Source organism: Paracoccus jeotgali (genome assembly GCF_002865605.1).
Classification (GTDB): Bacteria; Pseudomonadota; Alphaproteobacteria; order Rhodobacterales; family Rhodobacteraceae; genus Paracoccus; species Paracoccus jeotgali.
This window is the reverse complement of the sequence record NZ_CP025583.1, coordinates 3,060,569-3,075,158: the sequence shown is the minus strand read 5'-3', so window position 1 is coordinate 3,075,158 and position 14,590 is coordinate 3,060,569. Positions and strand designations below refer to the sequence as shown.

At 70.2% G+C, this 14,590-nt stretch carries 17 protein-coding genes; 8 read left to right on the top strand and 9 right to left on the bottom strand.

The features are described 5' to 3' along the window. Positions 1-2 precede the first annotated feature (2 nt). A complete protein-coding gene (locus CYR75_RS14800) occupies positions 3-407 on the top strand; it encodes a Na+/H+ antiporter subunit G (protein WP_192876663.1) in 405 nt (134 codons plus the stop codon). Between the two features lie 65 nt (positions 408-472). On the opposite strand, the gene dapA is transcribed toward CYR75_RS14800, so the two are convergent. Then, positions 473-1,348, bottom strand: coding sequence for a 4-hydroxy-tetrahydrodipicolinate synthase (gene dapA, locus CYR75_RS14795; RefSeq protein ID WP_101500734.1), 876 nt, complete (start codon positions 1,346-1,348; stop codon positions 473-475). A 111-nt stretch (positions 1,349-1,459) separates the two neighbouring features. Between dapA and CYR75_RS14790 the strand changes: the two genes are divergently transcribed. Next, the gene (locus tag CYR75_RS14790; RefSeq protein ID WP_158644677.1) at positions 1,460-3,916 is read left to right on the top strand and encodes a lytic transglycosylase domain-containing protein; all 2,457 of its coding nucleotides are present in this window, start codon (positions 1,460-1,462) and stop codon (positions 3,914-3,916) included. Positions 3,917-3,922: 6 nt separating this feature from the next. Here CYR75_RS14790 and mnmD read toward each other — a convergent pair whose 3' ends face one another. Further along, positions 3,923-4,579, bottom strand: coding sequence for a tRNA (5-methylaminomethyl-2-thiouridine)(34)-methyltransferase MnmD (gene mnmD, locus CYR75_RS14785; RefSeq protein WP_101500733.1), 657 nt, complete (start codon positions 4,577-4,579; stop codon positions 3,923-3,925). Positions 4,580-4,627: 48 nt separating this feature from the next. Here mnmD and CYR75_RS14780 point away from each other — a divergent pair, with 48 nt between their 5' ends. Further along, complete coding sequence (locus CYR75_RS14780) at positions 4,628-5,659, top strand: NAD(P)/FAD-dependent oxidoreductase (protein WP_101500732.1); 1,032 nt, start codon at positions 4,628-4,630, stop codon at positions 5,657-5,659. Positions 5,660-5,714: 55 nt separating this feature from the next. On the opposite strand, the gene CYR75_RS14775 is transcribed toward CYR75_RS14780, so the two are convergent. After that, complete coding sequence (locus tag CYR75_RS14775; protein WP_225972764.1) at positions 5,715-6,335, bottom strand: NnrU family protein; 621 nt, start codon at positions 6,333-6,335, stop codon at positions 5,715-5,717. An 85-nt stretch (positions 6,336-6,420) separates the two neighbouring features. On the opposite strand from CYR75_RS14775, the gene CYR75_RS14770 reads away from it, so the two are divergent. The 4 genes from CYR75_RS14770 to lpxK all read left to right on the top strand — a co-directional run bounded on the left by CYR75_RS14770 (position 6,421) and on the right by lpxK (position 9,694). Continuing rightward, on the top strand, positions 6,421-7,137 hold the full coding sequence (locus CYR75_RS14770) for a CbiX/SirB N-terminal domain-containing protein (protein ID WP_101500731.1): 717 nt from the start codon (positions 6,421-6,423) through the stop codon (positions 7,135-7,137). A gap of 45 nt (positions 7,138-7,182) precedes the next feature. Further along, a complete protein-coding gene (locus CYR75_RS14765; protein ID WP_101500730.1) occupies positions 7,183-7,428 on the top strand; it encodes a DUF4170 domain-containing protein in 246 nt (81 codons plus the stop codon). 92 nt (positions 7,429-7,520) lie between these two features. Further along, positions 7,521-8,684 carry a 3-deoxy-D-manno-octulosonic acid transferase gene (locus CYR75_RS14760; RefSeq protein WP_101500729.1) on the top strand — a complete coding sequence of 388 codons (1,164 nt, stop codon included), beginning with the start codon at positions 7,521-7,523 and terminating at the stop codon, positions 8,682-8,684. Next, positions 8,681-9,694, top strand: a complete 1,014-nt coding sequence (gene lpxK / locus CYR75_RS14755) for a tetraacyldisaccharide 4'-kinase (protein ID WP_101500728.1) — start codon at positions 8,681-8,683, stop codon at positions 9,692-9,694. The genes CYR75_RS14760 and lpxK overlap by 4 nt, the downstream gene beginning before the upstream one ends. 51 nt (positions 9,695-9,745) lie before the next feature. On the opposite strand, the gene CYR75_RS14750 is transcribed toward lpxK, so the two are convergent. Genes CYR75_RS14750 through CYR75_RS14740 form a run of 3 tightly spaced genes read right to left on the bottom strand, consistent with a single transcriptional unit; the run spans position 9,746 to position 12,080 of the window. Continuing rightward, positions 9,746-10,879, bottom strand: a complete 1,134-nt coding sequence (locus CYR75_RS14750; RefSeq protein ID WP_101500727.1) for a CaiB/BaiF CoA transferase family protein — start codon at positions 10,877-10,879, stop codon at positions 9,746-9,748. Beyond that, positions 10,876-11,553, bottom strand: coding sequence for a DsbA family protein (locus CYR75_RS14745; protein ID WP_101500726.1), 678 nt, complete (start codon positions 11,551-11,553; stop codon positions 10,876-10,878). Before CYR75_RS14745 ends, CYR75_RS14750 begins: the two co-directional genes overlap by 4 nt. Next, positions 11,553-12,080, bottom strand: coding sequence for a DUF721 domain-containing protein (locus CYR75_RS14740; protein WP_101500725.1), 528 nt, complete (start codon positions 12,078-12,080; stop codon positions 11,553-11,555). Before CYR75_RS14740 ends, CYR75_RS14745 begins: the two co-directional genes overlap by 1 nt. Before the next feature lie 84 nt (positions 12,081-12,164). On the opposite strand from CYR75_RS14740, the gene mutY reads away from it, so the two are divergent. Continuing rightward, positions 12,165-13,190: an A/G-specific adenine glycosylase gene (gene mutY / locus CYR75_RS14735; protein WP_101500724.1), complete on the top strand. Its 1,026-nt coding sequence runs from the start codon at positions 12,165-12,167 to the stop codon at positions 13,188-13,190. Here mutY and CYR75_RS14730 read toward each other — a convergent pair. The 3 genes from CYR75_RS14730 to hpf all read right to left on the bottom strand — a co-directional run bounded on the left by CYR75_RS14730 (position 13,187) and on the right by hpf (position 14,585). Next, positions 13,187-13,378 carry a hypothetical protein gene (locus CYR75_RS14730; RefSeq protein WP_101500723.1) on the bottom strand — a complete coding sequence of 64 codons (192 nt, stop codon included), beginning with the start codon at positions 13,376-13,378 and terminating at the stop codon, positions 13,187-13,189. The two genes, mutY and CYR75_RS14730, sit on opposite strands and share 4 nt — an antisense overlap. Positions 13,379-13,478: 100 nt before the next feature. Then, on the bottom strand, positions 13,479-13,943 hold the full coding sequence (locus CYR75_RS14725; RefSeq protein WP_101500722.1) for a PTS sugar transporter subunit IIA: 465 nt from the start codon (positions 13,941-13,943) through the stop codon (positions 13,479-13,481). A gap of 63 nt (positions 13,944-14,006) precedes the next feature. Continuing rightward, on the bottom strand, positions 14,007-14,585 hold the full coding sequence (hpf, locus tag CYR75_RS14720; RefSeq protein WP_101500721.1) for a ribosome hibernation-promoting factor, HPF/YfiA family: 579 nt from the start codon (positions 14,583-14,585) through the stop codon (positions 14,007-14,009). Positions 14,586-14,590: the final 5 nt, after the last annotated feature.

The window sequence follows — 14,590 nt, the reverse complement described above, 5'->3', positions numbered from 1 at the left end:
TCATGGAACTGCTGGTCGAAATCCTCATCTCGGCGTTGCTGGTCATCAGCGGGTTCTTCGGCTTCGTCGGCTCTTACGGGCTGGTCAAGCTGCCCGAGCCGATGACCCGCCTGCACGCGCCCACGAAATCCGCCACGCTGGGGGTGGGCGGGGTGCTGCTGGCCTCGATGCTGTATAACGGCTATTTCCGCGACGGGCTCAGCTATCACGAGCTGCTGATCACGCTGTTCATCTTCCTGACCTCGCCGCTGACCGGGCTGATGATCGCCAAGACCAACATCCATCTGTATTGGCGTCCCGAGGATCTGCCCCCGACCGGCACCGGCGCGCCCTGGGCCACGCTGTCGGACGCGCCCAGCCTGATGGATGACGGCGCCGACCACCGGCTGCTAAGCGACGGCGACTGAACCCGGCGGGAAAAAACCGCGCTGCCCGTATAAGGCCGCGCGGTTCTTCGCGTGCGATCGGCGGATCAGATCAGACCGGCATGACGCATGGCGTCGTCGATGCGGATCTTGGTCGCCTGCGTCAGCCCCAGCAGCGGCAGGCGCACGCGCTCGGTCCCGATGCCCAGCTTGGTCAGCGCGTATTTCGCCGCCACCAGCCCCGGCTCGATGAACAGCGCGATGTGCAGCGGCATCAGCTTGCCCTGCAACTCCAGCGCCTTGCCCCATTCGCCGTCCAGCATCGCCTGCTGGAAATCCGCGCACAGCTTGGGCGCCACATTCGCGGTCACGCTGATGCAGCCGACCCCGCCATGGGCGTTGAAGCCAAGCGCGGTCGCGTCCTCGCCCGAAAGCTGGATGAAATCCTCGCCGCAGGTCATGCGCTGCTCGCTCACCCGCTCCAACCGGCCGGTCGCGTCCTTGACGCCGGCGATGCGCGGCAGCTGCGCCAGCTCGCCCATGGTGGCGGGGGTCATGTCCACGACCGAGCGGCCGGGGATGTTGTAGATGATGATCGGCAGCGTCGTCGCGTCGTGGATGGCGGTGAAATGCGCCACCAGCCCGGCCTGCGTGGGCTTGTTGTAATAGGGCGTGACAATCAGCAACCCATCGGCGCCCGCGGTCTGCGCGTGCTGCGACAGCCCGATCGCCTCGCGGGTCGAGTTCGACCCCGCCCCCGCGATCACCGGCACCCGGCCATCGGCGGCGGCGACCACCTGGCGGACGACGGCGCGGTCTTCCTCATGGCTCAGTGTCGGGGATTCGCCGGTCGTGCCGCAGGGCACCAGCCCGTGACTGCCCTGATCGATCTGCCATTCGACAAAGGTTTTCAGCGTGTCCAGGTCAAGTTCTCCCTCGGGCGTGAACGGGGTGACGAGGGCCGGCATCGAGCCTTTGAACATGAGAGGTTCCTGTCGCGGAAGATTGCAAAACTGGGCGGACACTAGCCCCGGCAGGCCGATTTGCCAAGGATGTGTCTTGCAGGTGGCAAGGCCCCGCCGCAGACTGGCGCGATGATGACACGGATGCAGAAACTGATGCTGGCCGGGCTGATCGCGCTGGCCGGCTGGCAGGCCCCGGCGCGGGCGGAATCGCTGACCGACGTTGCCGCCGCCCTTGACGCGGCGGGCGCGGGCAACTGGGACGCCGCGCGCGCGGCGGCGGCGCGGTCCGGGCCGCTGGCGGAGCAGATGGTGGCGTGGCACGCGCTGCGGGCCGGTCAGGGCGAGTTTGCGGATTATCTGGCCTTTCTCCGCGATCACGGCGACTGGCCCGGCCTCGATCTGCTGATGCTGCAGGCCGAGGCCAGGCTGCCCGCAGCACCCCGGCACGAGGATGTGCGCGCGCTGTTCGCGGGCCGCCTGCCGCAGACCGCGCGCGGGGCAACGGCGCTGATCGCGGCGCTCGGTGACGACCTCCCCGCCGCCCGGGCCGAGGCCAACCGCGCCTGGACCACGCTCAAGATGACGCCGGACGAGGAAACCGCCTTTCTGACCGCCCATCGCGCGCTGATCGACGACGCCGACAGCCGCATCTTTGCGCTGCTGGATCAGGGAGAGTGGCAGGCCGCGCAATCCGCCCTGCCCCGGATCAGCGCCGAGGCGCGGCCGCTGGCGCAGGCCCGCATCGCCACGCAAGCGCGGCAGAGCGGCGCCGACGCGCTGATCCTTTCCCTGCCGCAGCCCGCCCGCGACGATCCCGGCCTTGCCATGGACCGCTTCCGCTGGCGCATGCAGGCCAAGCGGCACGATCTGGCGCAAGAGCTGATGCTGGCGCAATCCACCTCGGCCGAAACGCTGCGCCGGCCCGAGATCTGGGCCGGGGCGCGGCGCGACTATGCCCGCGCCAGCCTGCGCGACGGCGACTGGGCCGCGGCCGAGGCCATCGCCGCGCCCCATCACCTGCCGCCCGGCAGCGAGGCTTTTGCCGATCTGGAGTTCCTCGCCGGCTATGCCGCCCTGCGCGGCGGTGCGCCCGACCGCGCGCTGCGTCATTTCACCCATCTCGCCGATGGCAGCACCGGCGTCGTGTCGCAATCGCGCGCGCTGTACTGGCAGGGCCGGGCGCATGACGCGGCGGGCGACCTTGATGCCGCGATGGCGGCCTATCAGGCGGCGGCGGGGATGCAGTCCAGCTATTACGGCCAGTTGGCCGCCGAACGCATCGGCGCACCCCCCGACCCCGACCTGTCGATCCCCGGCCGGGCCGAGGCCGCGCTGCCGCAATGGCGCCACGCCGATCTGCGCGAGAACACCGTCTTTCAGGCCGGGGTCTGGGCCTTTGCCGCCGGTCAGCCCGATCTGGGGCAGCGGTTTTTCCTGCATCTGTCCGAAACCGCCCCGCCCGAGGATATCGGCCGCATGGCGCGGCTGACACTCGAGATGCACTATCCCTGGCACGCGCTGCGCCTCGCCAAGCGCGCGGCCGGGCGCGGCGTGGTCTATCCCGCCGCCTATTTCCCGCTGACCGGGCTCGAGGTCGAGGGGCTGGACCTGCCGCCGGAACTGGTCATGGCCATCTCGCGTCAGGAATCCGAGTTCAATCACGGTGTCTCGTCCCATGCCGGGGCCTTGGGGCTGATGCAGCTCATGCCCGGCACGGCCGAGCAGATGGCCCGCAAGCTGGGCGTGGATTACGACCGCGCGCGGCTGACGCGCGACGCGCTGTATAATGCGCGGCTGGGCACGGCCTATCTGACGACGCTGCGCGACCGCTTCGGCCCGTCCTCGGCACTGGTCGCGGCGGGCTACAATGCCGGGCCGGGACGCTCGCGGCAGTGGACCGAGCGGTTCGGCGACATTCGCGGCGGCGCCGATCCGGTGGACTGGGTCGAGATGATCCCCTTTGACGAGACCCGCAACTATGTCATGCGCGTGACCGAGGCGCTGCCGGTCTATCGCGCCCGCATCACCGGCGCCCCCGTCGCGCCCACGCCGACGCGCGACCTGACCGGCGACGGCTTCATCCCGCCGCCGCCAAAGCCGGTGCAGACGCTGAAAGAGGTGCTGACCCGCTCGCTGATCCCGCCGCGCCCCGGCACCCCGCTCTCTGCCGCCGCCGCCCGCTTTACCGAGCCCGGCGAGGCGCCGCCAACGCGTCCCACCCCGCGTCCGGGCACGGTCGCGATGGGGGCAGAAGCGGAGGGCGCAGAGCCAGAGGCCGCCGGGGCGGCGGGGACTCGTGAGGCTGACGCGGGTGAGGAAACGCTCGCGCCTGACGCGGAGGCAAGTGGCGCAGCCGTGCCGCAGGATGTGGAGGCGGAGTCGCCGAGACCGAACGGCATGGAGGCAGAGGCAGGGCCGGACAGCGATCTGACCGGCGCAGCAGGATCGGACTCGCTCGGCACCGACACGTCAGAGCGGGACCGCAGCGGAACGGACGCAGCGACAGATGAACCCTCGGCCACAGATGCAGCGACATTGCCAGAGGCGGCTTTGACCCCTGCCCCGGACCTCCCGGACACCCTGTAGAACCACCTACGCCAGCCGACCCCGGCTCATATGTCGCTTGCCGGCATGGCCAGGTGTGCGGGTGACCTCGAAGCCGGCAGCCTGAAGGGCGCGGCGGACATGGCCGGCGGCGGTATAGGTGGCGAAGGTGCCGCCCGGCGCGGTGTGGCGGGCGACCTCGGCCATCAGGCCCTCGCCCCACAGTTCCGGGTTCCGGGCCGGGGCGAAGCCGTCCAGAAACCACGCATCCGCCCGGCCCTGCCATGCCGGCAGGGTGTCGCGGGCGTCACCGATGATCACCTCGGCCTCGACCGAACCGACGCGAAAGCGGCGGGCCGGATAGCCCGCGCGCAGGGCGGCGCTGGCCTCGGCCAGTTCGGGGAAGGCGTCATGGGCCTGCGCAAGCTGGGCTTGCGACATCGGAAACGCCTCGAAACTGGTGAAGCGGATCGGCGCGCGGGCGACCTGCGCCAAGGCCAGCAGGTTCAGCCCGGTGCCAAATCCCAGCTCGGCGACATGAAAGCCGGGACGCAGCCGGGCGGGCAGATCGTTGCCGGCCAGAAACACATGCCCCGCCTCGGCCAGCCCGCCGGCGAGGCTGAAATACGGATCGTCGAAACGGGTCGAGACGGGGATGCCTCCGTCCCGCCAATTCAGCTGCGGTGTCTGGTCCTGCTCGGTCATGCGGTCTAACTGGTCCCCTTGCGGCAGCAGTGGCGAAAGGGGCGGCGAATGACAAGCATCACGGTAATCGGCGCCGGCATCTTCGGGCTGGCGGCGGGATATGAGATCGCGCGGCGGGGCCACCCGGTCCAAGTGATCGAGGCGCGCGGGATCGGCGCCGGATCGTCGGGCGGCACGGTCGGGGCGCTGGCGCCCCATGCGCCGGATAGCTGGAACCGCAAGAAGCAGGTGCAGCTCGACAGCCTGCTGGCGGCGCGAGGGTTCTGGGACGGCGTCGCCCAGACCGGCGGCTGCGACCCCGGCTATGCCCGCCAGGGCCGCGTGCAGGCGGTGGCGCGTGGCGATCTGGACCGGCTGCGCCAGCGGATCGAGGGGGCCGCCCGCAACTGGCAGGGGCAGGCGCGGATGTGGCTGACCCAGACCCGACCGGGCGGCGATCTGGTGCCGGACAGCCCCGATGGCTGGTGGCTGCAGGACGATCTGTCGGCCCGCCTCTCGCCCCGGCTGGCCTGTCAGGCGCTGGCCGCCGCGATCCGCGCGCAGGGCGGCGAGATCATCTGCGGTAAGGCCGCGCACCCCGATGACGTCCCCGCCCCCACGATCTGGGCCACCGGTGCCGAGGGGCTGGCGATGCTGGGCAACGATCTTGGCCGCAAGCAGGGTCAGGGGGTCAAGGGCCAAAGCGCCAGCCTTGGCTTCGCCGCGCCCGACGCGCCGCAGGTCTATGCCGAGGGGCTGCATGTCGTGCCGCATGCCGACGGGACGGTGGGCGTCGGCTCGACCTCCGAGAACGAATACACCCATGACCACGTCGACGCGCAGCTTGACGACGTGATCGCCCGCGCCCGCGCGACCTGTCCGGCATTGGCCGATGCGCCGGTGCTGGAACGCTGGGCGGGAATCCGGCCCCGTGCCCGCTCGCGCGCGCCGCTGCTGGGGCCGTGGCCGGGGCGCGCGGGGCAGTTCGTGCTGAATGGCGGCTTCAAGATCGGCTTCGGCATGGCCCCGGTGCTGGCCGGGATGATCGCCGATCTCGCCATCGACGGGCAGGACCGCATCCCGCCCGAGTTCCGCAGCTAGGGCAGCGGCGACACGCCGATCAGCGGCGGGTGCAGATGCAGCAGCGCCGCCCAGATCAGCACCCCACCCCCAGCCGCAGCCAGGGCAGCGGCCCGCGCGGCCGCCAGCGCCCATCCAGCAGCGCCGCCCCCGGCCAGACCGAGCTATGCGCCGCCAGCCGCGCGAAATCGGGCAGGTTGCGCCGCGCCCGCCCCTCGGCCGCCCAGATCCCGGTCAGCGCGAACAGGAACAGCAACCCGAACAGGATCACATGGGCCAGATCGCCATTGGCCAGCAGATGCGCCCCCGCCCACAGCGCGAAGGCCCACATCAGCGGATGCCGCGTCAGCCCGATGATGCCCGGCCGCTCGGGGTCGAAGCCCTGCGCCTTGCCACCGAACGAGAACGGGTTCGGCGCCCCGATCGCCAGCGTCGTCAGCAGCACCGCCGCCGGCACCGCCAGATTGGCCAGCCAGCGCTGCCACTCGGCCTGCGGCCAGATCTCGACATAGGGCGCGCGGCCCGACGCCATCAGCAGCCACCACAGCAACCCCAGCGACAGCGCGCTGAAGGCGGCGATATAGCCGCCCCGGCCGAGGGCCGCGATGAGCCCCGATTTCAGCCTTGGTTGCATGGGGATGACATGCGCCGCCATGAAGGCCGCGAAGGCGATGATGAACTCGGCCCAACCCGACATGAGAGCCCCTTCTTGTGGTCGCGCGCGTGGCGTGGTCTGTTACGGGTCCGAGACCTAATCCCATCGCCAGCCGGATGCCAGTATCATGACCCCCACCATCATCGTCTCTCACGGCCAGCCCTCGGACCCCGGCCCGCAGCAACAGGCGGTCGAGGCACTGGCCGACCGCGTGGCGCAGGTGTCGGGGCGGCAGGTGATCGGGGCGACGCTGGCGCAGCCCGGCGCGCTCGAGGATGCGGTCGCCCGCGCGCCCGATGCGCTGGTCTATCCGATGTTCATGGCGGCCGGCTGGTTCACCGGCACCGAACTGCCCCGCCGTCTGGCCGCCGCCGGGGCCGCAAATGCCCGGATTCACGCGCCTTTCGGGCTTGATCCCACCCTGCCCGCGCTGTGCATGAGCCAGATCGCCGAGGCCGCGGCGGCGCAGGGCTGGCAGACCTCGCAGGCGACGCTGCTGCTGATCGCGCATGGCTCGCAGCGGGCGCGCGGCTCGGCCAAGGGGACCGAGGCGATGGCCGAATTGCTGCGGCTGCGGCTGGGCAAGGTCGTGACCGGCTATATCGAGGAAGCGCCCTTCCTGACCGACGCCGCCCGCGACATCGGGCCGCAGGCGATCGCGCTGCCCTTCTTCGCCACGCAGGCCGAACATGTGCTGGAAGACATCCCGCAGGGGCTGGCCGAAGCGGGCTTTGACGGGCCCTGCCTGCCGCCCATCGGGCTGGCCGACGGCGTGCCCGCGCTGATCGCTGCGGCGATCAACCGCGCCGAGGCCGTGATTGCGTCGGGCCAGCCGCCGAATTAGTGTCCGCGCCAGCGACAGACCGGCGATCACGAAAGGACGATTCCGATGACTCAGCGACTGCATCTGGTATTTGGCGGCGAGTTGACCGACATCGAAGGCACCGAATTCCGCGACACCTCGAAAATCGACGTGGTCGGCGTGTTCCCCGACTTTGCCTCGGCCCATGCGGCGTGGAAGGGCGCGGCGCAGCGCACCGTGGACAGCGCGCAGACCCGCTATTTCATCGCCCACCTGCACCGCCTGATGGATGAGGGGCGCGAGACCAGCCCCACCGCCGAACTGGGCATCTAGGCGTGACGCAGGCGTCCGGCCCAAGCCCTGCGGGGTGGTGGCAGCGCCTGCTGGACGCGCCCGCCGCGGCGCGCCCCCCTGCCGCGCCCCGGATGCCGCTGCCTTCGGGCGACGGGCCGCTGGTCTGGCTGCGGCTGGGGACCGAGATTCCCGAGGGGCGCGACGCCGCCCTGCCCGCCACCGTCAAGCATCTGCTGATGCAGTTGCGGCGGCGCGGCTTGCAGATCGCCGTCAGCCGCGCCCAAGGCCCGCCGCCCGACCTGTCGACGCGCGGCATCTCGGCCGTGCCCGACAACGCCCAGACCGGCCCGCTGGCCGAGGCGCAGCTGGACGCGATGAACCCGCAGGCGCTGCTGCTGATCGGCGCTGACCTGCCCCGCCCGCTGATCGAGGCCGCGCTGGCCCGCGACCTGCCGGTGATCCTGGCCGAGACGCGGCTGCAACCCCCGCGCCGGGGCTGGGGCTTTTCCGCCCTGGGCATCGGGCGGCCCTCGGTCCTGTCGCAACTGACGCTGCTGCTGCTGCCCGACACCGTCAGCCGCAGCGCCGCGCTGGAAATGGGCGCGAGCCCAGAACGGATCGAGGTCACCGGCCCGATCACCCAGATCCGCGAGCCGCTGAAGCATCTGGAAACCGAACGCGCCGCCTTGGCCGAGGCGTTCAAGGGCCGGCAGCTTTGGCTCGCCGTCAGCGTCACCGAGGCCGAGGAGGACGCCGTGATCGAGGCGCAGCTGACCCTGCTGCGCCACAGTCACCGCGCAATGCTGATCGCGCTTCCCGACGATCCCCGCCGCAGCGCCGCCATGGCCGCCCGCATGGCCGAGGCCGGGCTGACCGTGGCGCAGCGCAGCCTGGACGAAGACCCGGCGGATGAGGTGAATGTCTATCTGGTCGACGATCTGATCGAGCTTGGCTTGTGGTATCGGCTGTCGCCCTCCTGCTTTTTCGGCACCACGCTGGCTGGCCCGACCGAGGCCGCGCGCGACCCGTTCGAGGCCGCGGCCCTTGGTTCGGCCGCGATCCACGGGCCGCATGACGGGCCGTTCGCGGCGGAATGGGGGCAGTTGGACGGGGCCGGGGCCGCGCGGCGGGTCGAGGATGCGGCCGGGCTGGCGCAGGCGGTGGTGGCGATGCTGGCGGCCGATCAGGCGGCGCTGATCGCGGCCAATGCGTGGTCCGTCTCGACCGGCGGCGCGGGGGTGGCGAACCGCATCGCCCATGCCGTCCGCGACACGATTCTGGGGGCCGAGACATGAGCCGCCGCGCCCCCGGCTTCTGGTTCCGGCGCAAGCCCGGCCCGCGCGCCCAGGCGCTGCGGCCGCTGGGGGCGCTATATGCCGCTGCCACCGCGCGGCGGCTGGCGCGCGGGGCCGAGGCCGGGCGGGCGCGGGTCGGCGTGCCGGTGATCTGCGTCGGCAATCTGAACGCAGGCGGCACCGGCAAGACCCCCACCGTGATCGCGCTGGCGCAATATCTGCAGGCCAAGGGGATCGCGCCCCAGATCGTCAGCCGCGGCTATGGCGGCTCGCTGACCGCCCCCACCCGGGTCGATGAACGCCGCCACAGCGCCGCCGAAACCGGCGACGAGCCGCTGCTGATGTCGGCCTTTGCCCCGGTCTGGGTCGCCGATGACCGGCTCGCGGGCGCGCAGGCGGCGGCGGATGACGGGGCGCAGGTGATTCTGCTGGATGACGGGTTCCAGGACCCCGCGCTGGCGCATGATCTGGCGCTGGTCGTGGTGGATGCCGCCAAGGGCTTCGGCAACGGGCTGTGCATCCCGGCCGGCCCCCTGCGCGAGCCGGTCGAGGCGGGGCTGGCGCGGGCGGATGCGGTGATCTCGATCGGCGGGCCGCAGATGCAGGCGCGGTTTCAGCGCGAATGGGGCGCAGCGCTGGACCTGCCGCATCTGCGCGGGGCGCTGAAGCCGCTGCAGACCGGCATCGACTGGCAGGGCCACCGCGTGCTGGCTTTTGCGGGTATCGGCCACCCCGAGAAATTCTTTGCCACGCTGCGCGATCTGGGCGCCGATCTGATCCGGGCCGAGGCGCTGGACGACCACCAGCCCTTCACCCCCGCGATTCTGCAACGCCTGACGACCGAAGCGCGCCTGACCGGCGCCCAGCTTGTGACCACGGAAAAGGACGCGGTGCGCCTGCCCTACGACTTCCGCCGCGAGGTGCTGGCCCTGCCCGTGCGGCTGGCGTTCGAGGACGAGGCGATGCTGGACGCGGTGCTGCAGCCCCTGCTGGCGGGGCTGTCAGCCTAGCCGGTCAGGTCGACGCGGGGTCAAAGGCTTGCTCTGACGGCAGGCCAGCCCTCACCCCTCGCTGCCCTCGCCCGCATCCCCCTGCCCCAGCCGGGGCGAGGCGCGGTCGGTGGCGAGTTCGGCCTCGGAAAACACCACCGGCAGGCGGACGCCGGGGACGCCCTCGGGCGTGATCTGCATCTGGCGCGCGATCACCTGCGGGTCGGCAAAGACGTCCTGCATGTCGTTGATCGGCCCGGCGGGCACGCCCTCCGCTTCGAGCGCGGCCAGCAGATCGTCGCGCTGCATCCCCCGCGTCACCGCCGACAGCGCGGCGGTCAGCGCCTCACGGTTGCGGATGCGGTCGGCATTGGTGGCATAATCGGGTGCCTCGGCCAGCGCCGGCAGGCCCAGAACCTGACACAGCCGGCGGTATTGCGCGTCATTGCCGGTCGCGATGATGATCCAGCCATCGGCGCAGTCGAAGACCGCGTAGGGCACAAGGTTCGGATGCGCGTTGCCCATCCGCACCGGCGCCTGCCCGGTCGCCAGATAGTTCATCGCCTGATTGGCCATGATCGCCACGGCCACATCCATCAGCGCCATGTCGATATGCTGCCCGCGCCCGGTGCGGTGGCGCATCTCGACGGCGGCAAGGATCGCCGTCGCGGCATAGATGCCGGTAAAGATGTCGGTGACGGCCACGCCGACCTTTTGCGGCTGGCCCGAGGGCTCGCCGGTGACGCTCATCAGCCCGGACATGCCCTGGATGATAAAGTCATAGCCCGCGCGATGGGCATAGGGGCCGGTCTGGCCAAAGCCGGTGACGCTGCAATAGATCAGCCGCGGGTTCAGCGCGGACAGGCTGACGAAATCGAGGCCATATTTCGCCAGCCCGCCGACCTTGAAATTCTCGACCAGGATGTCGGCGTCGGCGATCAGGTCGCGGACCTTCTGCTGCCCCTCGGGCGTGCGGAAATCGGCGGTGACCGAGGTCTTGCCGCGATTGGTGCCGTGGAAATAGGCGGCGCTGCGGTCGCCCTCACGCTCGATGAAGGGCGGACCCCAGCGGCGGGTGTCGTCGCCCTCGGGCGCCTCGACCTTGATCACCTCGGCGCCCAGATCGGCGAGGATCTGGCCGGCCCAGGGGCCCGCCAGAATCCGCGCCAGTTCGACCACCTTCAACCCGGCGAGCGGCGTCATCACTGGGCCGCCGGGGCTGCGGCTTCGGCCTCGGCCAGTTTTCCGTCGATCCGCGCCTTGAGCTGGTCCCAGGCCATGTTCTCGACCTGCTCGCCGCCGATCATGAAGGTCGGGGTGGCGTTGATCTTGTCGGCCTCGGCATTCTGCTGGAAGGTCGCGACCAGATTGGCGACCTGCGCCTGATCGTTCCAGCAGGCATCCATCTGGTCGCCGGTCATCCCAACCTTGGCACCGATCTTGCGCAGATTGGCGACCAGATCCTGACTGTTCTGGGCGCCCAGCCAGTCGGACTGCTCCTCCATCAGCAGACCAGCGACGGGATAGAACTTGTCGCTGTCGCAGCGGGCCAGAATCCCGGCCCAGAGGCCCACCTGATCGAAATAGACATCGCGCAGCGCGAAGCGGACCTTGCCGGTGTCGATATATTCGGCCTTCAGCTTGGGCAGGTTCTCTTGATGGAAATTCGCGCAATGCGGGCAGGTATAGCTGGCATATTCATAGATCGTCAGCGGCGCGTCCTCGGCCCCCAGAAACAGGTCGGGCTGGATCTGCGGCTGGGCGGCAGCGGCGTCGGCCGGGGTGTCGGCCGGTTGCGGCGCGGTCTGCGCCGTCACGGGCAGCGCCATTGCGGCGGAAATCAGCGAGACGGACAGGAAGCGGCGGAAATCGAAGCTCATCAAGGGGCCTTTCGGTTGGGTTTGGCCGCGCGGACCAGTTTCAGCGCCGCAAGACGCGCGATGGCGGCCTGCAGTGCGGGATCGTCGATATCGGCGGCGATGCGCGCCGCCTGTTGCTGGATCTGGGCATCGGGGACCGCAGGGGCGGCAGGCTTGGGGGCGGCATCGAACACCGCCTGCCCCTCGGCAAAGCCCGACACGGCAGTCTGGGTCACGGTGATGCGGGCGATGGCGTTATAGCCATAGCAGGCGTTCACCCGTTCGCGCAGGACGGGAAGCTGCATTTCCAGCAGCGGCGCATAAGGACCGGTGGTCAGCAGCGTCAGCGTCGCGCCAAAGCCGCTGCGCGGGTGGCTGACCTTGACCGGACGCGCCTTGGCGGCGATATCCGGGCCGGCGATCTCGGGCCAATGGGTCAGCAGGCGGGCCACGGCAAAGCCCCGCCCCTCGGCGGCGCGGCGGATCTGGCTGGCCAGCAGGCTCGAGGCCTGACGAAAGCCGCGCGATCTGCGGGGGGGCTGTGACATGCGATGCCTCGCGGGTAAGAACGGACCGACTGTATCAAGCTGCGCATCTTATGCCAGTCAGAGGGGGCAAAAAAGCCGTGAACCATGCGTGAAGTCGCCCCCGCCCTGCTGGCCTGGTATGACCGCCACGCCCGCAGCCTGCCCTGGCGGGTGCCGCCGGGGGGCGGGCGGGCCGATCCGTATCGCGTCTGGCTGTCCGAGATCATGCTGCAACAGACCACGGTGGCGGCGGTGCGGGCCTATTTCCTGCGCTTTACCGCGCTGTGGCCGACGGTCGAGGCGCTGGCCGCCGCCGATGACGCGCAGGTGATGGCGGAATGGGCGGGGCTTGGCTATTACGCCCGCGCCCGCAACCTGCTGGCCTGCGCGCGGCAGGTGGTGGCGCAGGGCGGGTTTCCGCAGGACCGGACCGCGCTGATGACCCTGCCGGGGATCGGTCCCTATACCTCGGCCGCGATTGCGGCGATCGCCTTTGACCAGCCCGAGACCGTGGTCGATGGCAATGTCGAACGTGTGGTTGCGCGGCTGTTCGCGGTCGAAACCCCGCTGCCCGCTGCCAAGCCGGAACTGACCCGGCTGGCCGCGACGCTGACGCCGCAGACCCGGCCGGGGGATTTCGCGCAGGCGATGATGGATCTGGGGGCCACGATCTGCACCCCGCGCAACCCGGCCTGCGCGCTGTGTCCGCTGAACGCGATGTGCGCGGCGTTCCGCGCCGGCATCGCGCCCGAACTGCCCCGCCGCAGCCCCAAGCCCGCCAAGCCGCAGCGCATCGGCACCGCCTGGGTGGCGCTGACGCCGGATCTGATCCTGCTGGAGCGGCGCCCGCCCAAGGGGCTGCTGGGCGGCACGCTCGCCTTCCCCTCGACCGGCTGGGACAACAGCGACAGCCCGGCGCCGCTGATGGCCGAGTGGCAGATGCTGGAGCCGGTCGAGCATGTCTTCACCCATTTCGCGCTGCGCCTGCAGGTGCATCTGGCGCTGCTGCCTGCGCCTGCCAATGCGGCGCGCGGTTCTTGGCTGCCGCGCCCGGAATTTGCGTCCCGCGACCTGCCGGGGCTGATGCGGAAGGTCTGGGCGCGGGTGCTGCCGGAAATCGAGGGGGGTTAGACCTGCCAGCCGCGCGCGATGCGGGCATATTCGCCCAGCTTGCGGCTGTCCTGCTGGCTGCGCTGATGCGGGCGGCGATGCAGGATCAGGATGGTCGGGTGCAGGCCCGATTCGCGCTCTTTCACGGTAAAAGCGCGCAGCCTGCCGCTGCCGATGCTGCGTTCACGGTCGAATGGGGTCTTGGCCATCGCATCCTCCTGTCGCTGGCGGATCGTCACGGCTGGGCCGTCTGGGGGCCGCCGGAAAGGTGATGATAGCGCGGATCGGGCGTTTGCCAAGCAGCCGCGATCAGGCGGCCTTCATCCCCGGCCCCGAGGTCAGGATCGCATGCAGCGCCGCCGGGTCGGAATTGGCCCTCAGCTTGGCGCGCAGATCGGCGTCGCGCAGGGTGCGCGAGACCAGCGCCAAGGCCTTCAGGTGGTCCACTCCGCTGTCATCGGGCGCGAACAGCGCAAAGACCAGATCGACCGGCTGGCGGTCCACGGCGTCGAAATCCAGCGGGCGATCCAGCTTGACGAACACCCCCGCCACATCCTTGAGCTGGTGCAGCCGCGCATGGGGCAGGGCCACGCCATTGCCGACGCCGGTCGGGCCCAGGCTTTCGCGTTCCTGCAGGGCATCCAGCGTCCGCCCCTCGTCCAGGCCATAGACCTGACGGCCAAGGGCGGCGATGTCCTGAAACAGCCGCTTGCGCGACGTGACCTGCGGAAGGGCACGCACGGCGGCGGGTTTGAGAATCGTGCTGAGTTGCATGTCACCTTGGTCCTTGCGGCGCCCCGCCCGCACTGGCGGGGCGCCTGCCGCGTCCAGGCGCGGCTATTTCAGGTTGCGGGGGTCGATCCAGCCGATATTGCCGTCATCGCGGCGGTGCACGACATTCACGCCCCCATGTTTCTCGTTGCGGAAGACCAGCAGGGGCGCGCCTGCCAATTCCATCTGCATGACGGCGTCACCGACGGACAGGGTCGGCACACGCGATTCCATTTCGGCCACGATGACGGGCTGCAGGCCGGATTCGTCCTGCGATTCCCACTCGTCCTCGTCGGCGGGCAGCACATATAGCCCGGCGGCGCCGAATTCAACCGGCGACGAGCGGTCCTTGTAATGATCCTTGAGCCGGCGCTTGTAGCGGCGCAGCTGCTTGTCCATCCGCTCGCGCGCGGCCTCGAAGGCGGCGTAGATTTCCGGGGCCTCGCCCTTGGATTGCACGTTCAGTCCCGTGGAAAGATGCACCAGCACGTCGCAGGTCAGCATATGCGCCTTTCTCGAGAAGGTGACGATGACCTCGGTCGGGCGCTGTGCGTATTTTTCGATGGTCTCGCCCAGCTGTGTCTTGACGTGCTGAGTCAGGGCCTCGCCGATATCGATCTGTTTTCCACTGATCTGGTAACGCATTCTCT

What these genes read in the sequence shown, in the direction of transcription:
- CYR75_RS14725 (WP_101500722.1), bottom strand. Translation starts at nt 13,943, where the DNA reads ATGCAACTCAGCACGATTCTCAAACCCGCCGCCGTGCGTGCCCTTCCG.
- hpf (WP_101500721.1), bottom strand. Translation starts at nt 14,585, where the DNA reads ATGCGTTACCAGATCAGTGGAAAACAGATCGATATCGGCGAGGCCCTG.
- CYR75_RS14745 (WP_101500726.1), bottom strand. Translation starts at nt 11,553, where the DNA reads ATGAGCTTCGATTTCCGCCGCTTCCTGTCCGTCTCGCTGATTTCCGCC.
- CYR75_RS14770 (WP_101500731.1), top strand. Translation starts at nt 6,421, where the DNA reads ATGACCCCCACCATCATCGTCTCTCACGGCCAGCCCTCGGACCCCGGC.
- CYR75_RS14780 (WP_101500732.1), top strand. Translation starts at nt 4,628, where the DNA reads ATGACAAGCATCACGGTAATCGGCGCCGGCATCTTCGGGCTGGCGGCG.
- dapA (WP_101500734.1), bottom strand. Translation starts at nt 1,348, where the DNA reads ATGTTCAAAGGCTCGATGCCGGCCCTCGTCACCCCGTTCACGCCCGAG.
- CYR75_RS14765 (WP_101500730.1), top strand. Translation starts at nt 7,183, where the DNA reads ATGACTCAGCGACTGCATCTGGTATTTGGCGGCGAGTTGACCGACATC.
- CYR75_RS14730 (WP_101500723.1), bottom strand. Translation starts at nt 13,378, where the DNA reads ATGGCCAAGACCCCATTCGACCGTGAACGCAGCATCGGCAGCGGCAGG.
- CYR75_RS14760 (WP_101500729.1), top strand. Translation starts at nt 7,521, where the DNA reads ATGCCGCTGCCTTCGGGCGACGGGCCGCTGGTCTGGCTGCGGCTGGGG.
- CYR75_RS14790 (WP_158644677.1), top strand. Translation starts at nt 1,460, where the DNA reads ATGATGACACGGATGCAGAAACTGATGCTGGCCGGGCTGATCGCGCTG.
- CYR75_RS14800 (WP_192876663.1), top strand. Translation starts at nt 3, where the DNA reads ATGGAACTGCTGGTCGAAATCCTCATCTCGGCGTTGCTGGTCATCAGC.
- lpxK (WP_101500728.1), top strand. Translation starts at nt 8,681, where the DNA reads ATGAGCCGCCGCGCCCCCGGCTTCTGGTTCCGGCGCAAGCCCGGCCCG.
- mutY (WP_101500724.1), top strand. Translation starts at nt 12,165, where the DNA reads ATGCGTGAAGTCGCCCCCGCCCTGCTGGCCTGGTATGACCGCCACGCC.
- mnmD (WP_101500733.1), bottom strand. Translation starts at nt 4,579, where the DNA reads ATGACCGAGCAGGACCAGACACCGCAGCTGAATTGGCGGGACGGAGGC.
- CYR75_RS14740 (WP_101500725.1), bottom strand. Translation starts at nt 12,080, where the DNA reads ATGTCACAGCCCCCCCGCAGATCGCGCGGCTTTCGTCAGGCCTCGAGC.
- CYR75_RS14775 (WP_225972764.1), bottom strand. Translation starts at nt 6,335, where the DNA reads ATGTCGGGTTGGGCCGAGTTCATCATCGCCTTCGCGGCCTTCATGGCG.